This is a genomic window from Ruegeria sp. HKCCD8929, assembly GCF_013031405.1.
Classification (GTDB): domain Bacteria; phylum Pseudomonadota; class Alphaproteobacteria; order Rhodobacterales; family Rhodobacteraceae; genus Ruegeria.
The window spans coordinates 427,886-448,684 of record NZ_WPZY01000003.1; the positions used below are offsets into that span (position 1 = coordinate 427,886).

General features: G+C 62.5%; 15 protein-coding genes. 10 read left to right on the forward strand and 5 right to left on the reverse strand.

The window, feature by feature from the left end:
* The first annotated feature begins 233 nt into the window (after positions 1-233).
* Complete coding sequence (prpE, locus tag GOX53_RS07060) at positions 234-2,126, forward strand: propionate-CoA ligase PrpE (protein WP_171174767.1); 1,893 nt, start codon at positions 234-236, stop codon at positions 2,124-2,126.
* 88 nt (positions 2,127-2,214) lie between these two features.
* Entirely contained in the window at positions 2,215-3,645 is a 1,431-nt protein-coding gene (locus GOX53_RS07065; RefSeq protein WP_171174769.1) for an amidase family protein, read from the forward strand.
* 102 nt (positions 3,646-3,747) lie between these two features.
* On the opposite strand, the gene dnaE is transcribed toward GOX53_RS07065, so the two are convergent.
* Positions 3,748-7,251, reverse strand: coding sequence for a DNA polymerase III subunit alpha (gene dnaE / locus GOX53_RS07070; protein ID WP_171174771.1), 3,504 nt, complete (start codon positions 7,249-7,251; stop codon positions 3,748-3,750).
* 344 nt (positions 7,252-7,595) lie between these two features.
* Between dnaE and xdhA the strand changes: the two genes are divergently transcribed.
* From xdhA to GOX53_RS07110, 8 genes are read left to right on the forward strand one after another with little or no spacing between them, the layout of a single operon-like run.
* Positions 7,596-9,002 carry a xanthine dehydrogenase small subunit gene (xdhA, locus tag GOX53_RS07075; RefSeq protein WP_171174773.1) on the forward strand — a complete coding sequence of 469 codons (1,407 nt, stop codon included), beginning with the start codon at positions 7,596-7,598 and terminating at the stop codon, positions 9,000-9,002.
* On the forward strand, positions 8,999-11,323 hold the full coding sequence (gene xdhB / locus GOX53_RS07080) for a xanthine dehydrogenase molybdopterin binding subunit (RefSeq protein WP_171174775.1): 2,325 nt from the start codon (positions 8,999-9,001) through the stop codon (positions 11,321-11,323). The genes xdhA and xdhB overlap by 4 nt, the downstream gene beginning before the upstream one ends.
* Before the next feature lie 3 nt (positions 11,324-11,326).
* Positions 11,327-12,262, forward strand: coding sequence for a xanthine dehydrogenase accessory protein XdhC (xdhC, locus tag GOX53_RS07085; RefSeq protein ID WP_171174777.1), 936 nt, complete (start codon positions 11,327-11,329; stop codon positions 12,260-12,262).
* Positions 12,259-13,776, forward strand: a complete 1,518-nt coding sequence (locus GOX53_RS07090) for an ABC transporter ATP-binding protein (protein WP_171174779.1) — start codon at positions 12,259-12,261, stop codon at positions 13,774-13,776. The genes xdhC and GOX53_RS07090 overlap by 4 nt, the downstream gene beginning before the upstream one ends.
* Positions 13,777-13,829: 53 nt before the next feature.
* Entirely contained in the window at positions 13,830-14,912 is a 1,083-nt protein-coding gene (locus GOX53_RS07095) for an ABC transporter permease (protein ID WP_171174781.1), read from the forward strand.
* Positions 14,909-15,208: a hypothetical protein gene (locus GOX53_RS07100; protein WP_171174783.1), complete on the forward strand. Its 300-nt coding sequence runs from the start codon at positions 14,909-14,911 to the stop codon at positions 15,206-15,208. Before GOX53_RS07095 ends, GOX53_RS07100 begins: the two co-directional genes overlap by 4 nt.
* Positions 15,208-16,128 carry an ABC transporter permease gene (locus GOX53_RS07105; RefSeq protein ID WP_171174785.1) on the forward strand — a complete coding sequence of 307 codons (921 nt, stop codon included), beginning with the start codon at positions 15,208-15,210 and terminating at the stop codon, positions 16,126-16,128. Before GOX53_RS07100 ends, GOX53_RS07105 begins: the two co-directional genes overlap by 1 nt.
* A gap of 35 nt (positions 16,129-16,163) precedes the next feature.
* Entirely contained in the window at positions 16,164-17,237 is a 1,074-nt protein-coding gene (locus tag GOX53_RS07110; RefSeq protein ID WP_171174787.1) for a BMP family ABC transporter substrate-binding protein, read from the forward strand.
* A gap of 50 nt (positions 17,238-17,287) precedes the next feature.
* Here the strand turns inward: GOX53_RS07110 and GOX53_RS07115 are convergent, their stop codons facing one another.
* The 4 genes from GOX53_RS07115 to GOX53_RS07130 all read right to left on the reverse strand — a co-directional run bounded on the left by GOX53_RS07115 (position 17,288) and on the right by GOX53_RS07130 (position 20,704).
* On the reverse strand, positions 17,288-18,142 hold the full coding sequence (locus tag GOX53_RS07115) for a hypothetical protein (protein ID WP_171174789.1): 855 nt from the start codon (positions 18,140-18,142) through the stop codon (positions 17,288-17,290).
* A gap of 201 nt (positions 18,143-18,343) precedes the next feature.
* Positions 18,344-18,955, reverse strand: coding sequence for a CDP-alcohol phosphatidyltransferase family protein (locus tag GOX53_RS07120; protein WP_171174791.1), 612 nt, complete (start codon positions 18,953-18,955; stop codon positions 18,344-18,346).
* A 60-nt stretch (positions 18,956-19,015) separates the two neighbouring features.
* Positions 19,016-20,248 (reverse strand): HlyD family secretion protein, encoded by a 1,233-nt coding sequence (locus GOX53_RS07125; RefSeq protein WP_171174793.1) that lies wholly within the window; start codon positions 20,246-20,248, stop codon positions 19,016-19,018.
* A 3-nt stretch (positions 20,249-20,251) separates the two neighbouring features.
* Entirely contained in the window at positions 20,252-20,704 is a 453-nt protein-coding gene (locus tag GOX53_RS07130) for a hypothetical protein (protein WP_254446486.1), read from the reverse strand.
* Between the last annotated feature and the right edge of the window lie 95 nt (positions 20,705-20,799).

Below are 20,799 nucleotides of genomic sequence, written 5' to 3' on the forward strand. Positions count from 1 at the left end.
CGGCAATCAGCCGATTCACTTGCATTTGCAGTTCAAAAATTAGCAAGTTTGCAAAGTCTATATACATTTACTGTAATGCTTGCGAAAATATATGGTTTGCAAAAATTTGCAGGTGAAAATCCGCCTATCTTGCAAATTCGTTGCGATAATCTGACGCGACGTCGCAGCGGCTGCTTGCCCGGTGGCATTCGGATGCCTAACACATTCTGCAAGCCGAACGTGAGGAGGACGCCATGGCATACAGGGATGTTTACGAGAGCTGGAAGAACGACCCCGAGGCCTTCTGGATGGAAGCCGCAAAGGGGATCGACTGGGTCGAGGCCCCGACCCGGGCGCTTTATGACGACAACGCCCCGCTCTATGAATGGTTCTCGGATGCCAAGGTGAACACGTGCTGGAATGCCGTGGACCGTCATGTCGAGAATGGCCGGGGCGAACAGGCCGCGATCATCTATGACAGCCCCATCACCCACACCAAGCGCGAGATCTCGTACATGGAGCTGCGCAACCGTGTGGCCACCCTGGCCGGGGCGCTGAGGGCCAAGGGGGTCGAAAAAGGCGACCGGGTCATCATCTACATGCCGATGATCCCCGAGGCGCTTGAGGCGATGCTGGCCTGCGCCCGCCTGGGTGCGGTGCATTCGGTCGTGTTCGGCGGCTTTGCGTCGAATGAACTGGCGGTTCGGATCGACGATGCCCGGCCCAAGGCGATTATCGCCGCTTCCTGCGGGATCGAACCAGGACGTGTGGTGCATTACAAACCCCTCCTCGACGGCGCCATCGAGATGGCCACGCACAAGCCCGATTTCTGCGTCGTCTTCCAGCGCGAACAGGAGGTGGCCCAGCTAATCGAGGGTCGCGACTACAACTGGCACGGCTTCCAATACGGCGTCGAACCGGCGGAATGCGTGCCGGTCGCGGGCAACGATCCGGCCTATATCCTCTACACCTCCGGCACCACCGGCGCACCCAAGGGCGTGGTGCGCCCAACTGCGGGCCATCTGGTGGCACTGAACTGGACGATGAAGAACATCTACAATGTCGACCCGGGCGATGTGTTCTGGGCCGCCTCGGATGTGGGCTGGGTCGTGGGGCATTCCTACATCTGCTACGCCCCCCTGATCCACGGCAACACCACTATCGTGTTCGAGGGCAAGCCGGTGGGCACCCCCGACGCGGGCACGTTCTGGCGGGTGATCTCCGAGCACAAGGTCAAAAGCTTTTTCACCGCCCCCACTGCCATCCGCGCCGTCAAACGCGAGGATCCCAAGGGCGAGATGCTAGCGAAATACGACTTGTCCTGCCTCAGCGCCCTTTATTTGGCTGGAGAGCGCGCAGACCCGGACACCATCGAATGGGCGCAGGAGGCGCTGAAGGTGCCGGTGATCGACCATTGGTGGCAGACCGAGACCGGCTGGGCCATCGCGGGCAACCCGTTGGGGATCGAGGAACTGCCGGTCAAGCTGGGCTCGCCTGCCAAACCGATGCCGGGTTATGACGTGCATATCCTGGATGAGGGCGGACACCCGATGAAACCGGGCGAGTTGGGCGCCATCGCAGTGAAACTGCCGCTGCCGCCGGGCACCCTGCCGACGCTGTGGAATGCCGAGGACCGGTTTCGCAAATCCTACCTGCACCAGTTTCCCGGCTACTATGAGACCGGCGATGCCGGGATGATCGACGAGGACGGATACCTCTACATCATGGCGCGCACCGATGACGTCATCAACGTGGCCGGGCATCGCCTGTCGACCGGCGGGATGGAAGAGGTTCTGGCCGCCCATCCCGATGTGGCCGAATGCGCGGTGATCGGGGTGTCGGATCAGCTCAAGGGGCAGATGCCGGTCGGGTTCCTTTGCCTGAATGCAGGAGCAGAGCGCGATCACTCGGACATCGTGGGCGAAGTGGTCAAGCTAGTGCGGGAAAAGATCGGCCCCGTCGCGGCCTTCAAGCTGGCCGTCGTCGTGGACCGCCTGCCGAAAACCCGCTCGGGCAAGATCCTGCGCGGCACCATGGTCTCGATCGCGGATGGTAGGGACTACAAGATGCCCGCCACCATCGACGATCCGGTCATTCTGGACGAGATCAAGTCGGCCCTGCAGACCATCGGTTACGCACAGGCCTGATCGCAGACGCGGCGCTAGTCAGCAGGTCCGCGCAAAGGCTCTTGCCTTCTCTCCCGCCCGGCTTAGGCTGCCCGGCGGGAGATATTTCATGACCGACACAGAGATCTGGCGCCTCAGCGCCACCGACCTTGCCGCACGCATCAAGGCAGGCGAGATTTCCGCCGAAGACAGCGTTTCAGCGGCGATCCAGCGGATGCAGACGGTCAACCCTGCACTCAACGCGGTGGTGGGCGATTGCAGCGCTGTGGCACTGGAACAAGCGTGGGCGCTGGACAAGACACGCAGAGACGGTGCACCAATCGGGCCGCTGCATGGGGTGCCGGTTACCATCAAGGTGAATGTCGACCAGAAGGGACACGCAACGACCAATGGCGTTACCGCGCTGAAGGATCTGATCGCCCCCGATGACGCCCCCATCGTCGCCAATCTGCAAAAGGCGGGCGCGGTCGTGATCGGACGCACCAACACGCCGGAGTTTTCGTTCCGGGCCGACACCGACAATCCGCTGCATGGCCGCACCCACAACCCTTGGGGCAAACATATCTCGCCCGGCGGTTCCTCGGGCGGTGCTGGGGCTGCGGTGATGGCCGGGATCGGGGCGCTGGCGCATGGCAACGACATCGGCGGCAGTCTGCGCTTTCCCGCAGCCGCCAACGGAGCGGTGACCGTCAAGCCCGGGCTGGGCCGCGTGCCCGCCTGGAACCCCAGCCAGACCGTCGAGCGTGGCATGCTGGCGCAATCCATGTCGGTGCAGGGGCTGATCACCCGCAGCGCAGAGGACCTGCATCTGTCGATGCCCACCATGATCGCCTCCGATCCGCGCGACCCCTTCCATGTCCCCCTGCCCTGGCGCGGTGAGCCGGTGGATGGCCCGATCAAGGTCGCCTTCACCAAGAACACCTTCGGTTACGACCTGCACCCCGAGGTCGAGGCCGCGCTCGACGCCGCCCGCGCAGCGCTGGAGGATGCCGGTTATCACTTCGAAGAGGTCGAACCGCCCGATGTGTTCGACTGCGGTCGCACCGGCTATCGCGCCCTGATGGGCGAGGTGTGGACGCTGATGAAGGGCGATATCGACGCCTACGGCTCCCAAACCGTCCGCGATATCTTCGAGGTCTATTTTCAGGAGTTCCCGCCCTTTCTGGACACCGAGCTAGTGCAGATGATGGCCAAGCGCAGCCACTATGCGCGGCGATGGTCCCTGTTTCTGGAGGACTACCCGCTGGTGCTGACACCCTTCCTGCCGCAGCCCTTTTTCAAGCCCGACCGCGACACGGAAGGGGCACCCGGGGTGCATGAGGTGCTGGGCTGTGCCGTCTACTCCTATGCGATGAACTTCATCGGACTTCCGTCGGCTTGTGTTCCGGCGCGGCTGGCAAATCTGCCCAAGGGACCGCAGCCGATCAGTGTTCAGATCGTTGCCCGGCGCTGGCGTGAGGATATCGCGGTGGATGCAGCAGCAGCCATCGAAGCGCGCGTGGGTCGGATGTGTGAAGAGCTCTGGAATCGGATGGCCTGAACGCGGTCGCTTTTACCGACCGGCTGAAGCCAGTAGATGGTTGTGCTGTTCGGCAAGTTTCACAATGGCTGAAAACCGTCATCAGGCCAAACGTGCGCTCAGCTACATTTCCTCGACCGACAGCACGCCTTCCAAGGATTTGATCGCCCCCTTGATCTGCGGCGTGATCGGAAAATCCTGGCCCAGCTCCATCTCAACATCCCCCGGAAGTCCCGGGTCCAACAGGCAGAGCTGGATCGGCCCCTTGGAGGCCCCGCGCGCGGCCGAGGCGGCTTCTTCGAGAACCTTGGCCACCGTCGGCAAAGCCTGCGCCTGGTCCACGAAAATCCGCAGGCCTGTCGCCCCGGCCTCGGCCACGGCGGCGTCGATGGGGCCGACCGAGCGGCCCAGCAGCTTGAGCTGATCCGCCTCCATCGTCGCCTCTACCGTCAGCACCACATGGGCGCCGGTTTCCAGAAACTCGCGGCTTTTCTCAAGCGTTTCCGAGAACAGCGTGACCTCGTAGGCTCCGGTCGGGTCCGAGAGCTGGGTAAAGGCAAACCGGTTGCCACGCGCCGACTTGCGTTCTTGCCGTCCAGCGACGACACCGGCCATTTTTGCGCCCATTGCACGCTGAACTTGAACGCGTTCAATGACCTGATCCAGCGTCAGCACCTGCTTGCGCTTGAGCGCAGGCATGTAGTCGTCCAGCGGATGGCCGGACAGGTAGAACCCGATCGCCTTGAATTCCTCGCTCAGCCGTTCGGCGGGCAGCCAGTCGGGTGTCGGCGACAGGCGCGGTTCGGGCAGGTCGTCGCCCGCCTCACCGAACAGCGACACCTGGTTCGAGTTCTTCTGTTCATGGATCGCCACCGAGTAATTCACCAGCGCATCGAGGCTTTCGAACACCCGCCGCCGGTTGCCGTCGAGCTGGTCGAAGGCACCCGCGCGGGCCATCATCTCCAGAGGCCGCTTGCCGACCTTCTTCAGATCCACCCGGCGCGCAAGGTCGAAGAGGTTCACGAAGGGCTTGCCGTCGCGCCCCTTGACCACAAGGCTCATTGCCTCGACACCCACATTCTTGAGCGCCCCCAGCGCATAGACAAGCTCACCATCCATCACGTCGAAGGTTGCCTGCGAGCGGTTCACGCAGGGCGGCACGTAGGGCAGATCCAGCCCCTTCTTCACCTCTTCAAAGTAAGTGGCCAGCTTGTCGGTCAGGTGGATATCGCAGTTCATGACACCGGCCATGAACTCGACCGGGTGGTTCGCCTTCAGCCAGCCGGTCTGGTAGGACACCACCGCATAGGCCGCAGCGTGGGATTTGTTGAAGCCATAATTGGCGAATTTCTCCAGCAAGTCAAAGACTTCGGAGGCTTTCCTAGCGTCCACACCGTTCTCTGCCGCGCCCTTTTCGAATTTCGGGCGCTCGGCATCCATTGCCTCTTTGATCTTTTTCCCCATCGCGCGGCGCAGTAGGTCAGCACCGCCAAGGCTGTACCCCGCCATCACCTGCGCGATCTGCATCACCTGTTCCTGATAGACGATGATGCCCTGGGTTTCCGACAGGATATGGTCGATCAGGGGGTGGACCGAGGTGATCTCGCGTTGGCCGTTCTTGACCTCGCAATAGGTGGGGATGTTCTCCATCGGGCCGGGACGGTAGAGCGCCACCAGCGCCACGATATCCTCGATACAAGTGGGTTTCATGCGCTTGAGCGCGTCCATCATGCCGGTGGATTCCACCTGGAACACCGCCACCGTCTTGGCCGCCGAGTAGAGCTTATAGGTCGCCTCGTCATCCAGCGGGATGGCGTTGATTTCGTTCACCGCACCTTCGGGCGGATCATATAGCTGCGTGCCATCGGCGGCCACATGCAGGTCGCGGCCCGATTTGAGGATCAGGTCGACGGCATTCTGAATGACGGTCAGGGTCTTGAGGCCCAGAAAGTCGAACTTCACCAGCCCCGCCTGCTCGACCCATTTCATGTTGAACTGGGTCGCGGGCATGTCTGAACGCGGGTCCTGATAAAGCGGCACCAAAGCGTCCAGAGGCCGGTCGCCGATCACCACACCGGCGGCGTGGGTCGAGGCGTTCCGCAGCAGCCCCTCGACCTGTCGGCCGTAAGTGAGTAGGCGGTCCACCACTTCTTCACTGCGCGCTTCCTCACGTAGACGCGGCTCGTCCTTCAGCGCCTTTTCGATGGAAACTGGTTTGACCCCCTCGACCGGGATCATCTTGGACAGCCGGTCCACCTGCCCGTAGGGCATCTGCAGCACGCGCCCGATATCGCGCACAGCGGCCTTGGACAGCAACGCACCAAAGGTGATGATCTGCCCGACCTTGTCCCGCCCGTATTTCTCCTGCACATAGCGGATCACCTCTTCGCGGCGATCCATGCAGAAGTCGATATCAAAGTCGGGCATCGACACTCGTTCCGGGTTCAGAAAGCGTTCGAACAGCAGCGAATAACGCAGCGGATCGAGGTCGGTGATCGTCAGCGCATAAGCCACCAGCGAGCCCGCACCGGACCCCCGTCCCGGCCCCACCGGAATATCTTGATCCTTGGCCCATTTGATGAAATCTGCCACGATCAGGAAGTAGCCGGGAAAGCCCATGCCTTCGATGATGCCAAGTTCGAAATCCAGCCGCTCCTGATATTCCTCGGACGTCACCGCGTGGGGGATCACGGCCAGACGCTTCTGCAGGCCCTCATTGGCCTGCCGCCGCAATTCCTCGACCTCGTCATCGGCGAATTTCGGCAAGATCGGATCGCGGCGATAGGCCATGAAGGCGCAGCGCCTGGCGATCTCGACCGTGTTCTCGATCGCCTCCGGCAGGTCGGCGAACAGTGTCGCCATCTCCTGCGGCGACTTCATATAGTGCTGCGCGGTCAAGCGCCGCCTCCCCTCCTGCTGGTCCACATAGGCGCCTTCGGAAATGCAGATCAGCGCGTCATGCGCTTCATACATGTCCGAGGTCGGGAAATAGACGTCATTGGTGGCCACCAGCGGCAGGTTCTTGGCATAGGCCATCTCGACATGACCGCGTTCGGTCAGCCGCTCGGCCTCGGGCTGCCCGCCCTCGCCCGGATGGCGCTGCAATTCGATATAGAGTCGGTCGGGGAACGTCGCCGCCAGCCGGTCCACCAGCGCCTCGGCCGCCGGGCGCTGCCCCGCCTGCAACAGCGCCCCCACCGGCCCGTCCGGGCCTCCGGTCAGGCAGATCAGCCCGTCCGAATGCTGCTCCAGCTCGGCCAGAGACACCTGTGGCAGCTGCCCACCCTTGTCCACATACAGGCACGAGCTGAGTTGCATCAGGTTCTCATACCCCGCCTCGCTCTGCGCCAGCAGTACCAGCGGGGCGGGCGGTTTCGGCTTCTCCCCGGGCTGCGCCTGCACGTAGGCCAGATCGACCTGACACCCGATGATCGGCTGGATACCGGCCCCGCTGGCGCCAACAGAGAACTCGAGCGCCGAGAACATGTTGTTGGTGTCGGTGACGGCAACGGCGGGCATCTCCATCTTCCGGCACAGATCCGGCAGCTTCTTCAGCCGCACGGCGCCTTCGAGAAGGGAATATTCGGTGTGGACGCGGAGATGGATGAATCGCGGAGTACTGCTCATGACGCCGAAGCTACCCCAGCGATCCGCGCTGAGAAAGCGGGAACCGGGCGCTTATTTTCCCGAAAGATCGGACCGGATTATTCTGGAATTCTTGAAGGAGCTTCTGACCCCGCCACACGCGATGTGACAAAATATCCTGAGAAAACATAACTGTAATTGACATCAGTCAAGGGCCAGAAGCACCCAAAACCGCCCAAAACCCACATCCCAAGGGCAGTTTTTCTTGCCAGATCGCCCGCGCTCTTTCTAACGTTGTGAACGAAGACACGCCCGCTTCTTCTTCTACGTCGCATCGAGGGAGAACGTTCAGGGGCATAACAGGGTAAGGCGACGGGTTTCACATTATGGACATCACGTTTCTTCTGAACGGAGAGACTGTGGACCTGGCGGGGGTCGATCCCACCGCCACGCTGCTGGACTGGCTGCGCGAAGAGCGCGGCCTGACTGGCACCAAGGAAGGCTGCAACGAGGGCGATTGCGGCGCCTGCACGGTTATGGTGACGGATGAGGACGGCGCCAAGGCGCTGAATGCCTGCATCCTGTTCCTGCCGCAACTCCATGGCAAAGCGGTCCGCACTGTCGAAGGCGCCAGTGGTCCCGGTGGTCAAATGCATCCCGTCCAAAAGGCGATGGTAGAGCATCACGGCTCGCAATGCGGCTTCTGCACCCCCGGTTTCGTGATGTCCATGGTCGCAAGCCACACCAACGGCGCCACCGATCACGACACCCAGCTGGCGGGCAATCTCTGCCGCTGCACCGGCTATGCCCCGATCATCCGCGCCGCACAGGCAGTTGAGGGCACACCGGTCCCCGACTGGATCGAAACTGACAAGTCCTTCCTCTTGCCGGAAATATCCCGAGGGCAGGTCGAAGACCGGGGGGCAGAACCCCCCTCCTCCCGCTTCCTCCCGCGCAACGCTGACGAGCTGGCCGAGATCTACGCCGCTCATCCAGACGCCACGCTTGTCGCTGGCGCCACCGATGTCGGCCTTTGGGTGACTAAGCAATTGCGTGATCTTGACCCGGTGATCTTCCTCAGCGGTTGCGAGGATCTGAAAGAGATAGTCATCACCGAAGACACCATGCGTTTCGGTGCCATGGTGGACATGAACCGGATGGGCGACGCGCTCAACGATCAACACCCATCCTACGCCGAAATGATCCGTCGCTACGCTTCGGTGCAGGTCCGCCACGCGGCCACCGTCGGCGGCAATATCGCCAACGGCTCGCCCATCGGCGACAACCCTCCAGCCCTGATCGCGTTGGGGGCAACGCTGCATTTGCGCAAGGGCGACACCCGCCGAGACCTGCCGCTCGAGGACTTCTTCATCGACTACGGCAAACAGGACCTTCACCCCGGCGAGTTCGTCGAGACCGTGAGCTTTCCGCGTCAGGCGGACCGGCTGAAATGCTACAAGCTCTCCAAGCGGTTCGATCAGGATATCTCAGCGGTCTGTGGTTGCTTCAACATCACGATCAGCGATGGCACGGTGTCCGAGGCGCGCATTGCCTTTGGCGGCATGGCCGGTATTCCGAAACGCGCCTCAACCGTTGAAGCGGCACTTATCGGCAAGCCTTGGAGCACTGAAACCGTGCAGGCCGCCGTGCCCGCGTTCGGTGCGGATTTCACTCCGCTCACCGACATGCGCGCCTCGGCGGAATACCGGTTGGAGACCGCCAAGGCGATGCTGGAACGTTACTTCGCCGAAGATCAGGGTGAGGCGGTGAATGTGCTGGAGGTGTCGGCATGAGCGTAACCAAGCCCCTGCCCCATGACGCCGCGCCGCTGCACGTGACCGGATCGGCGCGCTATGTGGACGATATCCCGACGCCCAAAGGCGCGTTGCATCTGGCCTTTGGCCTCAGCCCGATTGCCAAGGGCCGCATCACGGCGATGGACCTGTCGGACGTAAAGGCAGCACCGGGCGTGGTCATGGTGATGACCGCCGAGGATCTGCCTTTCACCAACGATGTCTCGCCCTCGATCCATGACGAGCCGCTTCTGTCGGATGGCACCGTGAACTACATCGGCCAGCCCGTCTTTCTGGTCGTGGCCACCAGCCATCTGGCCGCGCGCAAGGCGGCGCAGCTGGGCAAGGTGGAGTATACGGAAGAGACCCCGATCCTGACCATCGAAGAGGCGCTGGCCGCAGATTCCCGCTTTGAGGAAGGCCCGCGCATCTATGAAAAAGGCGATGCCGAGGCCGCGATTTCAGCGGCACCTCGCGTGATCGAAGCATCGTTCGAACTGGGCGGGCAGGAGCATTTCTACCTCGAAGGTCAGGCCGCGCTGGCGGTGCCGAACGAGGGCGACATGCTGGTGCACAGCTCGACCCAGCATCCGACCGAGATCCAGCACAAGGTGGCCGAGGCGTTGGGCGTGCCCATGCATGCCGTCCGCGTCGAGACCCGACGGATGGGCGGCGGCTTTGGCGGCAAGGAGAGCCAGGGCAACGCGCTGGCCGTCTCCTGCGCCATCGCGGCCCGTGCCACCGGCAAGGCCTGTAAGATGCGTTATGACCGCGACGACGACATGGTCATCACCGGCAAGCGCCACGCCTTCCGCATCGCCTATCGCGCCGGGTTCGATGAGGAGGGTCGCATTCAGGGCGTTTCCTTCCTGCATCACGCGATCTGCGGCTGGGCGCAGGACCTGTCGCTGCCGGTGGCCGACCGCGCCATGCTGCATTCCGATAACGCCTATCTGCTGCCCAATGCGCGGATCGAGAGCCATAGGTTGAAGACCAACACTCAGTCCGCCACCGCCTATCGCGGGTTCGGCGGGCCGCAGGGGATGGTCGGGATCGAGCGGGTGATGGATCATGCTGCGCATGAACTGGGGCTGGACCCGGCCGAGCTGCGGCGGCGGAATTACTATGCGGCGCCGTCGCAGGGGGGCGCTGCCCCCCAAGCCCCCCGGAGTATTTCGAAAAAGGTGAAGAACACCACGCCTTATGGCATGGAGGTCGAGGATTTCGAACTGCATGAGATGACCGAGGCGCTGTTGGCCTCGTCTGATTATGCGGCGCGGAAAGAGGCGGTGGCGCGGTGGAATGCCGAGAACCGGGTTGTCAAGAAAGGCATCGCCTTTTCGCCGGTGAAGTTCGGGATTTCGTTTACCCTGACGCATCTCAATCAGGCGGGCGCGCTGGTGCATGTCTATCAGGACGGCTCGGTACATCTGAACCATGGCGGCACCGAGATGGGTCAGGGTCTGTTCCAGAAGGTGGCGCAGGTGGCGGCCAGCCGGTTCGGCATTCCGCTGGACCTGGTCAAGATCACCGCGACCGATACTGCCAAGGTGCCTAATACGTCGGCCACGGCGGCCTCGTCAGGCTCAGATTTGAACGGTATGGCGGTCAAGGCGGCCTGCGACACGGTCCGCGACCGCATGGCAGAGTTTCTGGCGGAGCGGCATCAGGCGGATGCGGGTTCCGTGCGCTTTGCGGAGGGTCATGTCGAGGTAGGCGAGGCGCGGTATAGCTTCGCCGAGGCGGCGGCGCTGGTCTATCAGGGCCGGGTCAGCCTGTCGGCCACCGGGTTCTACAAGACGCCGAAGATCGAGTGGGACCGGATCAAGGGCCATGGGCGGCCATTCTACTACTTCGCCTACGGCGCCTCGGTGACCGAGGTGGCGGTGGATACGCTGACCGGTGAGAACCGCATTTTGCGCACCGACATCCTGCATGATGCGGGCGCTTCGCTGAACCCGGCGCTGGATGTGGGCCAGGTCGAAGGCGGTTATGTTCAGGGCGCCGGCTGGCTGACGACCGAGGAGCTGGTCTGGGACGACATGGGCCGTCTGCACACCCATGCGCCCTCGACCTACAAGATCCCGGCCTGTTCGGACCGTCCGGATGTGTTCAATGTGGCGCTGTGGGACGGCGAGAACCGCGAGAACACGATCTATCGCTCGAAAGCGGTGGGTGAGCCGCCCTTCATGCTGGGGATCTCGGCTTGGCTGGCGCTATCCGATGCGGTGGCGGCCTGTGGCGCAGCCTATCCGGCGCTGAATGCGCCTGCCACGGCGGAAGAGGTCTGGCGCGGCATTCGAAGGGTAAAGGGAGGATAACCCATGGGATTTGACCTGGAGGCTTTGAGGGAAGCGGTCGAAATCCATGGGCAAGTCACCCGTGTAGTCATCGCCGCGTTGCGGGGGTCATCCCCGCGCGAGGTCGGCGCCGCGATGCTGGTGTGGCGGGATGGGCAGTCGGGCACCGTCGGCGGCGGTACGCTGGAATATCAAGCCGCTGAGGCGGCGCGGGGACAGACCGCCCCGCGTCAGCTCAGCCACCATGCGCTGGGTCCCGATCTGGGGCAGTGCTGCGGCGGCGCGGTGACGCTGCTGAGTGAGGTTTACGATGCCGAGGCGCTGGCCGCGCTGGAGGGTGACGTCATTGCCCGGCCCACGGCGGGCGGAGGGATGCCCCTGTCGGTCAAGCGTCTGCTGGCACAGGCGCGCGGGCAAGGGGTGCCGCCCGAGCCGCAGCTGATCGACGGCTGGATGATCGAGCCGGTGCACAAACCGGCGCGCAACCTCTGGATCTGGGGTGCGGGCCATGTGGGCCGGGCGCTGGTCGATGTGCTGTCGCCGCTGCCCGATCTGGCCATCACCTGGGTCGATACCGGACCCGAGCGGTTTCCGGCGGATATTCCGGCAGGCGTCACTGCCATTCCGGCGGCGAAACCGGTAGAATTGGTGCCTTATGCCCCCCGCGATGCCGAGCATCTGGTGTTGACCTATTCGCACACTCTGGACCTGGAATTGTGCAACCGCTTGCTGGGACACGATTTTCGCTTTGCGGGGCTGATCGGCTCGGCTACGAAATGGGCGCGGTTCCGGTCGCGGCTGAAAGCGCTGGGGCACACGCCCGGGCGGATCGGCCGCATCACCTGCCCGATCGGCGATCCGTCCTTGGGCAAACATCCGCAAATGATCGCCGTGGGCGTCGCCGCGCAGCTCTTGCGCCCTGCCCTGACCGAGACACGAAAGAAGGACCTGAGCGCGTGACCACCCCATTGTTGAGCTTGCAAGGCCTGACCAAGGCCTATCCCGGCGTCGTGGCCAATGACACCGTGTCCTTCGATATCGGCGAGGGCGAGGTGCACGCCCTGCTGGGCGAGAACGGCGCCGGAAAATCGACGCTGGTCAAGATGATCTACGGGCTGGTCAAGCCCGACAGCGGCGCCATGCTGCTGAACGGCCAGCCTTATGCGCCGCCCGAACCGCGGGCCGCACGTGCCGACGGTATCGCGATGGTGTTTCAGCATTTTTCACTGTTCGACGCGCTGAACGTGGCCGAGAACATCGCGCTGGGGATGGAGAACCCGCCGGCGATGTCCGATCTGGCTGCGCGTATCCGCGAAGTGTCCGAGACCTATGGGTTGCCGCTCGACCCTTACCGCACGGTGGGGGACCTGTCGGCGGGTGAGCGGCAACGGGTCGAGATCATCCGCTGCCTGCTGCAGGATCCCAAGCTGCTGATCATGGACGAGCCGACCAGTGTTTTGACGCCGCAGGAGGTGGAGATCCTGTTCGAGACGCTGCAGAAGCTGCGATCGGAGGGAACCTCGATTCTCTATATTTCTCATAAGCTTGAGGAAATCCGCACGCTGTGTGACCACGCCACCATTCTACGGCTGGGCAAGAATGTGGGTGAATGCGTGCCGTCCGAAACCTCGGCGCGGGAAATGGCTGAACTGATGGTGGGTTCAACCCTGCAGACGCCGGAACGCGCGGGCCGCGAGTTCGGCGAGGTGGCGCTGGACATCACCGGGCTTTCGGTGCCCTCGCCCTCGGAATTCGGCACCGCGCTGAAGAACCTGCACCTGACCGTGCGCAAGGGCGAGGTGCTGGGCATCGGCGGGGTGGCGGGCAACGGGCAGGATGAGTTGCTGGGCGTGCTTTCGGGCGAGATCGTGACCGATGCGGACGCGGTGAAGATGGACGGACAGGCCGTGGGCAGGCTGGGCCCGACTGCGCGGCGCAAGCTGGGGCTGCTGACGGCGCCGGAAGAGCGGCTGGGTCATGCTGCGGCGCCGGACATGAGCCTGACCGAAAACGCGTTGCTGACCGGATCGGTGCGCGAGGGGCTGGAGAGCCGGGGTTTTCTGAAATGGTCCGAGAGCCAGGGTTTTGCCGAGAAGATCATCGAGGCGTTCGACGTGCGCACGCCCGGGCCGGACAATGCTGCGCGGTCGCTGTCGGGCGGCAATCTGCAGAAATTCGTAATTGGCCGAGAGGTGTTGCAGAACCCCGATGTGCTGGTGGTGAACCAACCGACCTGGGGCGTGGATGCGGCGGCGGCAGCGGCGATCCGTCAGGCCATTCTGGATCTGGCCGCCAAGGGCGCGGCGGTGGTCTGCATCAGCCAGGATCTGGATGAGCTGATGGAAATCTCGGACAGTTTCGCGGCCCTGAACGAGGGCCGCCTGAGCGCGCCGCGCCCGGCGACGGGTCTGACCGTTGACGAGATCGGTCTGATGATGGGTGGCGCCCATGGCATGGAGGTGGCGCATGTTTGACCCGTTGCACCATGCGTATTTGAAGCAAGAAGAAGCGATGAGGGGGTGAGCGGATGATTGTGTTGGAGAAACGGCCACAGCCATCACAGGCGTGGTCGATGGCGACGCCGCTGGTGGCGGTGCTGGCGACGATGCTGTTCGGAGGGCTGCTGTTCGCGGCGCTCGGCAAGAACCCGGTCGAGGCGATCCGGACCATTTTCTGGGAGCCTCTGTTTGGCGAGTTCGCCTTTTTCTACCGCCCTCAGCTTTTGGTGAAGGGCGCGCCGCTGGTACTGATCGCCATCGGGCTGTCGCTGGGTTTTCGCGCCGGGATCTGGAATATCGGGGCCGAGGGCCAGTACATCATGGGGGCCATCTTTGGCGCAGGTGCTGGTCTTGCCTTTTATCCGCTTGAGGCGTGGTACATCTTTCCGCTGATGGTCATCGCCGGGGCGCTTGGCGGCTGGATCTGGGCGACGATCCCGGCCTTTCTGAAGGTGCGGTTCGGCACCAACGAGATTCTGGTCTCGTTGATGCTGGTCTATGTGGCCGAGCAGATGCTGGCCTCGGTCTCGCTGGGGTTGCTGAAGAACCCCGAAGGCTTCGGCTTTCCGGGCTCGCGCAACCTGCAATCCTATGCCAGCGCGCATAATGCCGAGATCATCACGGGCTCGGGCATGCATTGGGGTGTGGTCGCGGCCTTTGTCGCGGTGATCTTTGCCTATGTGCTGCTCAACCGTCACATGCTGGGCTTTCACATCCGGCTGACCGGAGAGGCGCCGCGCGCGGCCCGGTTCGCGGGCGTCAACCCCTCGCGGTTGATCCTGTTCTGTCTGGGTCTGTCCGGCGCGCTGGCCGGGCTGGCGGGGCTGTTTGAGGTGGCGGGTCCCTCAGGTCAGATCTCGATCGACTTCAACGTGGGCTATGGCTTTACCGCGATCATCGTGGCCTTTCTGGGCCGCCTGCATCCCGTCGGCATCCTGCTGGCCGGGGGGCTGATGGCGCTGACCTATATCGGCGGCGAGATCGCGCAGGGCAGCCTCGGCCTGCCCGCCGCCGCCATCCAGGTGTTCCAGGGGATGCTGCTGTTCTTCCTGTTGGCGCTGGATCTTCTGACCAATTACCGCGTTCGCGTGGCTCGCAGGGAGGTGGCGTGATGCAACGGCTTATACGCAGATTCGCAGTATCCACGGCCATCGCCTTTCTGGTGCTGGCAGGGCTTTCGTTCACGCCGCTAGCGTTCATCCCGGCGCTGTTGAACCTCGTGACAATTGGTTGGGAGGGGGTTGCTGCCGTCCTGATAGTCATGGCGGCGCCGTTCGGCGGGTTCCTGTTCGTTCTGTTGTTCAGTCGACACAACGAGCGGACGAATGAGATAGCCGCTCTTTCCGGTGTTTGGGTCGGCGCGATTGCCGGCTCGCTGGTTGGTGTCAAATTTTTGGGGGCAGTGTAATGGACCTATCCGCAATCAATCCAGTTCTGCTGGTAGCCTCGCTGATGGTGGCTGCCACCCCTCTCCTGCTGGCCGCCATTGGCGAGTTGGTGGTGGAAAAGGCCGGGGTCCTGAACCTCGGCGTCGAGGGCATGATGATCGTGGGCGCCATCAGCGGTTTTGCCATATCGGTTGAGACCGGCTCACCCTGGCTGGGGTTCATCGCCTCGGCCATCGGTGGCGCTGTGCTGTCGCTGCTTTTCGTGCTGCTGACGCAAGTGGCGCTGGCCAATCAGGTGGCGAGCGGTCTGGCGCTGACGCTGTTTGGTCTGGGCCTCAGCGCCCTGATGGGGCAGAGCTATGTGGGCATCAAGCCGCCGCAGATGGGCAAGCTGGATATTCCGGTGATCAGCGATCTGCCGGTGGTCGGGCCGGTTCTGTTTTCCCATGACCCGATCCTCTATCTCGGCATCGCGCTGACCGCCGCCGTGTGGGCCCTGCTGAAATACACCCGCGTGGGTCTAGTCTTGCGCGCGGTCGGCGAAAACCACGATGCCGCCCACGCGCTGGGTTACAAGGTGATCCGCATCCGGATCATGGCGATCCTGTTCGGCGGCGCCTGTGCCGGTCTGGGCGGGGCCTATATCAGCCTGATCCGCGTGCCGCAGTGGACCGAGGGCATGACCGCCGGTGTCGGCTGGATCGCCCTGGCGCTAGTGGTGTTTGCCAGCTGGAAACCGTGGCGTGCCCTGCTGGGTGCCTATCTTTTCGGCGGAGTGACCGTGGTGCAGCTCAATCTGCAGGCGGCAGGCGTTGCCATTCCCGTCGAGTATCTGGCAATGTCGCCCTACATCATCACGATCCTTGTGCTTGTGATCCTTTCGGCCGACAAGAGCAGCGCGCCTGCGTCGCTTGGCCGGACCTTCCATGCCTCGCACTAGACGAGGGAAATTGTACCAACCTGGGGAGTAACCTGATGAAATTCAATTCACTTCTGGCAACGGCCGCAATGGTGATCGGTCTGGCGACCGGCGCCGTGGCACAGGACAAGACCAAGGTCGGTTTTGTCTATGTCGGCCCCGTCGGCGACGGCGGCTGGACCTATGAACACGACAAGGGCCGTCAGGCCGTCGAGGAGCATTTCGGCGACAAGGTCGAGACCGTCTTCGTCGAATCCGTGCCCGAAGGCCCGGATGCCGAGCGTGTAATGACCCAGATGGCGCTGGAGGGCGCGGACCTGATCTTTACGACCTCGTTCGGCTACATGGACCCGACCATCAACGTGGCCAAGAAGTTCCCGAACGTGAAGTTCGAGCATGCCACCGGTTACAAGACCGCACCCAACGTGTCGGTCTATTCAGCCCGCTTCTATGAAGGCCGCGCAGTGCAGGGTCATATCGCGGGCAAGATGACTGAGTCGAACGTCATCGGTTATATCGGCTCGTACCCGATCCCCGAAGTGATCCGGGGCATCAACTCGGCCTATATCCACGCCAAGAAGGTCAACCCGGATGTGCAGTTCAAGATCGTCTGGGCCTACACCTGGTTCGACCCGGCGAAAGAGGCCGATGCGGCCAAGGTGCTGATCGAACAGGGCGCCGACGTGATCCTGCAGCACACCGACTCGACCGCGCCTCAGGCCGCGGCGCAGACAGCGGGCAATGTGATCACCTTCGGTCAGGCCTCGGACATGAGCGAATATGCCCCCAAACCGCGCGTTAGCTCGATCATCGACAACTGGGCACCCTACTATGTCGCCCGCACGCAGGCGGTCATGGATGGCAACTGGGAGACCGTGAACACCTGGGACGGTATCGCCCAGGGTATGGTTGAAATCGGCGAGATTTCGGACGCGGTTCCGGCGGATGTCAAAGAAGAGGCGCTGGCGCTGAAAGCGTCGATCGCCGATGGCAGCTATCACCCTTTCACCGGCCCGCTGAAAAAGCAGGACGGCAGCGATTGGCTCGGCGAGGGTGAGACCGCCGATGACGGCACGCTGGCGGGCATGAACTTCTACGTCGAAGGGCTGGAAGGCGATATCCCGCAGTAAACCTGCGAAACGCTTGGATACAAAGACCCCGCGGCGGCGGGGTCTTTTCTTTATGAGGTGGCTTCGGCTCCATATTCTGGCGATGTTCTTGCCTCAAGCAAGTTGGGCACCAACCGCTCGCTGAATCCGGCGAGAAGGCAGACGAAGGACAACCAGTAGGGGTTGATGCCCACGGTCGAGGGTGGAAGGTTGCCCGATCCGGTCAGCAGGTCGCGCAGAACGCCTGACTGGAAGCCAAAATACAGGATCAGTGCCCCCAACGCTCCGACAATGACCCTCTGGAAAGCGTAGACCCAGTGCATGTACTGGGTGACCGATGGATCGACAGCCATACTTTGTAGCCGGACAGTTGTTGAAAACAATGCGCCGACGCTACCCATCATGATGGCGAGGCTGATCTCCTGAAAGTTGAAGCCAAACTTCGACACGTAGTCCGACTGCAACAAAACCATGCTGGCAAGAATGATCAAAAGCACAAGCACGATGTTGACCAGCAGGTGGGCAACCCGCCCCCGGTTGCTGATGCGCGCGGCCAGCCGGTCCAGAAGTTCAGCCAGCGATGCCTCGGCCTGCTCGACTTGACCCAGCAGTGCCTGAGCGATGCATCTGGCCAGTTCGCGTTCGTAGTACACGAGATTCTCGTGCGAGGTTTTGTTGATGAATATCTTGCTGATGAACGGGATAAATGGCGGCTCAAGGATCTGGATCAGGTGGTTGAACTCGGCAATGCCTGATCCGAGCTCAAGATAGGCTAGTTTCTGGGTGCGGGCCTCTGTCGGCACATCTGAGAAGAAGGGTGATATTCCGTTGGTGGTTTTGTAGATCTTGAACTCGTTTACCGCCCATAGAATCTCTAAGACCATACGTCCGCGCGGGTCGGCCGCGCCAACCTGCAGATCGGCCATCCGGAACTCCATCGGCGGATAGTTATCTGGGTCCAATGGCTCGGTGGGTGCGGATTGACCTTTGGTATGGGGTTCGGAATGGCCCATGAATGCACTCCCAGAAACGAGCTTCGGAAAATGCGTTTGGTCTTTCCAGCGTAACACGCGAAAGGTGTTTTACAAAACGCGCCGCTCATCTATTTGGGGTCTGGCGGAGCCCACCTATTCGGGCCCGAACACCTGCATCGCCAGCAGAATGCGGGAAACGGCGGTGACAAGGCAGAGCGCGCCGAACACCCAGGCCAGAACCGAGAACCACGCAGGCCATAGGCAAAGCGCCACGAAGAACGCGATGGTCTCGGCCCCTTCCAACAGACCGCCGGTGAAATAGAGCGTCTTGACCCCATGGCGCCGCGACTTCATCCCGTGACGCTCGGCCAGAACCGCATAGCCCAGAAAGCTCGCACCATTCACGTAGAATGCGGTCAGCAGGAAAGCCCCCGCTGCGCCGTTGGCTGCAGGATCGAGCCAGACAAAGGCCATCGGCACCGCCCCGTAAAAGGCAAAGTCGCAAGTGATGTCCAGATATCCGCCGAACGAGCTGGGCTGTGTCACCCGCGCCACTGCCCCATCCAGCCCGTCGGCCAGACGCGAGAGCAGCAGCGGCAGTAGCGCCCAGCCGGTCAGCCCCAGCGCGATAAGCAACGCAGAGGTTAAACCTGCGGCCAGCCCGGCCAGCGTCACCTGATTGGCGCTGACGCCCCAACCGGCCAGCATGCGGCCTTGCGCCTGCAAGGGCGGGTCGATGATGGGGCGGAGCATGGCGTCGAACATGGCGCTACCTAACCCGAGCCGAGGGTCGGCTTCCAATCACGAATTGATCAGCCACGCCCGTCAGTGCCCGCTGAACACCAGCGTCTGGACCGGCATCAACAGCAGCCGCAGACGCAGCCCCGCCGCGTGAACCACGCCGATCGTGTCCACCACATGCAGTAAGATCCGCCGGCCCGTGCCCAGCTCTTCATGCTCCAGCCTGTGGTGGTTGGAGGTGTAGACATTGGCCAGACAGTTGCTGCCCGGCGGCAGCGCATCGGCCATGCCGTCGTAAAGCGGTTCGAGATAGACCAGGATCGAACCCGGCGGGGGGCTGTTCTGCGGCTCAAGCAGTTGATCCGAGGGGCGGATCTGCCCCGACGGGATTACATCCTGTACCGCAACGACGACCATCGGAACCACGGTGAACGGCTTGGTCATGCAGCCGATCTCGGCAACCATGCCGGGGCGGATGACCTGCGCCGAAAGCTGATTGAAACCCGCCTGAAACCGCTGCCGTCCCGAGAAGCTGGGCACCAGAATGCCAGCCGGGCGCAGCAAGGGGCTGACATAATCGCCCACCTGCAACGAGAACTGTTCGATCCGCCCTTCGACACCCGCAACGATCAGCGTCTTGTCCAGTTCCGCCTCGGCCTGCTCCAGCTGCGCCTCGGCGCTGGCATGCTGCGCCGGGATCAGGACGTCAATCTGCTGCTGTACCGCCGCCTCATTCGCGCGCGCGGCATCCAGACGCCCGGTCCGTTCTTTCACCAGGTTTTCCAAACGTTCGATCTCGGTCAGGCGCACAGCGCTCGAACCTTTCTCGCGCAGTTCCTGATTTCGGGCGAGATCCTCATTGGCCTGCGCCAGCGAGGCCTCGGCCTGCACAACACCCGCCCGGGCCGCCGCCAGATCGGTTTCGGCAACCTTCATCGAGGCATCAACCTCGGCCAGATTGGCCTTGGCCGTCTCGACCGCAGCCTTCTGCGATAGACCGTCGAGACGGAAGATCGGATCTCCCGCCTGAACCTGCTGATTGTTCTCGACATAGATCTCAGCCACGCGTCCCCCGACCTGCGGCAGGATCGTCACCGTGCGGAAATAGGACGTCACCGAAGCCGTTGCCGGATGAAAATAGAACAGGGTCGTAATCACCGTGATCGCTGCCATCGCACAGGTGGTCAGCCCCCAGCGAAGTTCGTACCACATCGTGAAAAAGGTGATCTCATGCCCGATCCGCTTACCCTGCACATAACGGCGGAACAGGAAGTCGGGCAGAATGGTGAAGAGGGCGCAGATCAGTGTCTCCAGCATTGCTCAGTGCCCCTTCGCTTCGGCGTCTGCTTCGGTCTCTGCCTTAGCCTCCACTTCGAGTGGGACGGCTTCCGGTTCAACTGCCTCCCGCTCTGTCGTGGCCTGATTTCCCTGCGCGGCAAGCGCCGAAAGCGAGGTCGCCATGGACCGGATCGGGCTGAGGTAATCAGGAATGCGGAACCCGGCCACGAGGATTGCTATGACCCAGAAAATATTATTGTGGGTGAACAGCGCCAGAAGGGCCAGAATGCCCACGAATTGGAACTGCGAATGGTTCGACTTGTGCGCCATGCGCTCGGGTAGCGCGTGCAATGTGAAATAGCCGACCCCCAGAAGCACGATCAAGACGACGGTAAATATCACCATGAAGTTGAACAGATAATCGGACCCGTCCGCCGCTGTCACGTATGCAGGTATGTGCCCCGTCGCCATCGGGTGTAAGGCGGCTGTGTCCATCTCTCGCTCCATCTTCGGCCCTTTTGCGGGCTTTGGGCCACTATGCGTGCCCAAGCCAGAGCGGGCAAGTTTCCTGTGGGCCTCTGTTGGCTCTT

What these genes read in the sequence shown, in the direction of transcription:
- prpE (WP_171174767.1), top strand. Translation starts at nt 234, where the DNA reads ATGGCATACAGGGATGTTTACGAGAGCTGGAAGAACGACCCCGAGGCC.
- GOX53_RS07065 (WP_171174769.1), top strand. Translation starts at nt 2,215, where the DNA reads ATGACCGACACAGAGATCTGGCGCCTCAGCGCCACCGACCTTGCCGCA.
- dnaE (WP_171174771.1), bottom strand. Translation starts at nt 7,251, where the DNA reads ATGAGCAGTACTCCGCGATTCATCCATCTCCGCGTCCACACCGAATAT.
- xdhA (WP_171174773.1), top strand. Translation starts at nt 7,596, where the DNA reads ATGGACATCACGTTTCTTCTGAACGGAGAGACTGTGGACCTGGCGGGG.
- xdhB (WP_171174775.1), top strand. Translation starts at nt 8,999, where the DNA reads ATGAGCGTAACCAAGCCCCTGCCCCATGACGCCGCGCCGCTGCACGTG.
- xdhC (WP_171174777.1), top strand. Translation starts at nt 11,327, where the DNA reads ATGGGATTTGACCTGGAGGCTTTGAGGGAAGCGGTCGAAATCCATGGG.
- GOX53_RS07095 (WP_171174781.1), top strand. Translation starts at nt 13,830, where the DNA reads ATGATTGTGTTGGAGAAACGGCCACAGCCATCACAGGCGTGGTCGATG.
- GOX53_RS07105 (WP_171174785.1), top strand. Translation starts at nt 15,208, where the DNA reads ATGGACCTATCCGCAATCAATCCAGTTCTGCTGGTAGCCTCGCTGATG.
- GOX53_RS07110 (WP_171174787.1), top strand. Translation starts at nt 16,164, where the DNA reads ATGAAATTCAATTCACTTCTGGCAACGGCCGCAATGGTGATCGGTCTG.
- GOX53_RS07115 (WP_171174789.1), bottom strand. Translation starts at nt 18,142, where the DNA reads ATGGCCGATCTGCAGGTTGGCGCGGCCGACCCGCGCGGACGTATGGTC.
- GOX53_RS07120 (WP_171174791.1), bottom strand. Translation starts at nt 18,955, where the DNA reads ATGTTCGACGCCATGCTCCGCCCCATCATCGACCCGCCCTTGCAGGCG.
- GOX53_RS07125 (WP_171174793.1), bottom strand. Translation starts at nt 20,248, where the DNA reads ATGCTGGAGACACTGATCTGCGCCCTCTTCACCATTCTGCCCGACTTC.
- GOX53_RS07130 (WP_254446486.1), bottom strand. Translation starts at nt 20,704, where the DNA reads ATGGACACAGCCGCCTTACACCCGATGGCGACGGGGCACATACCTGCA.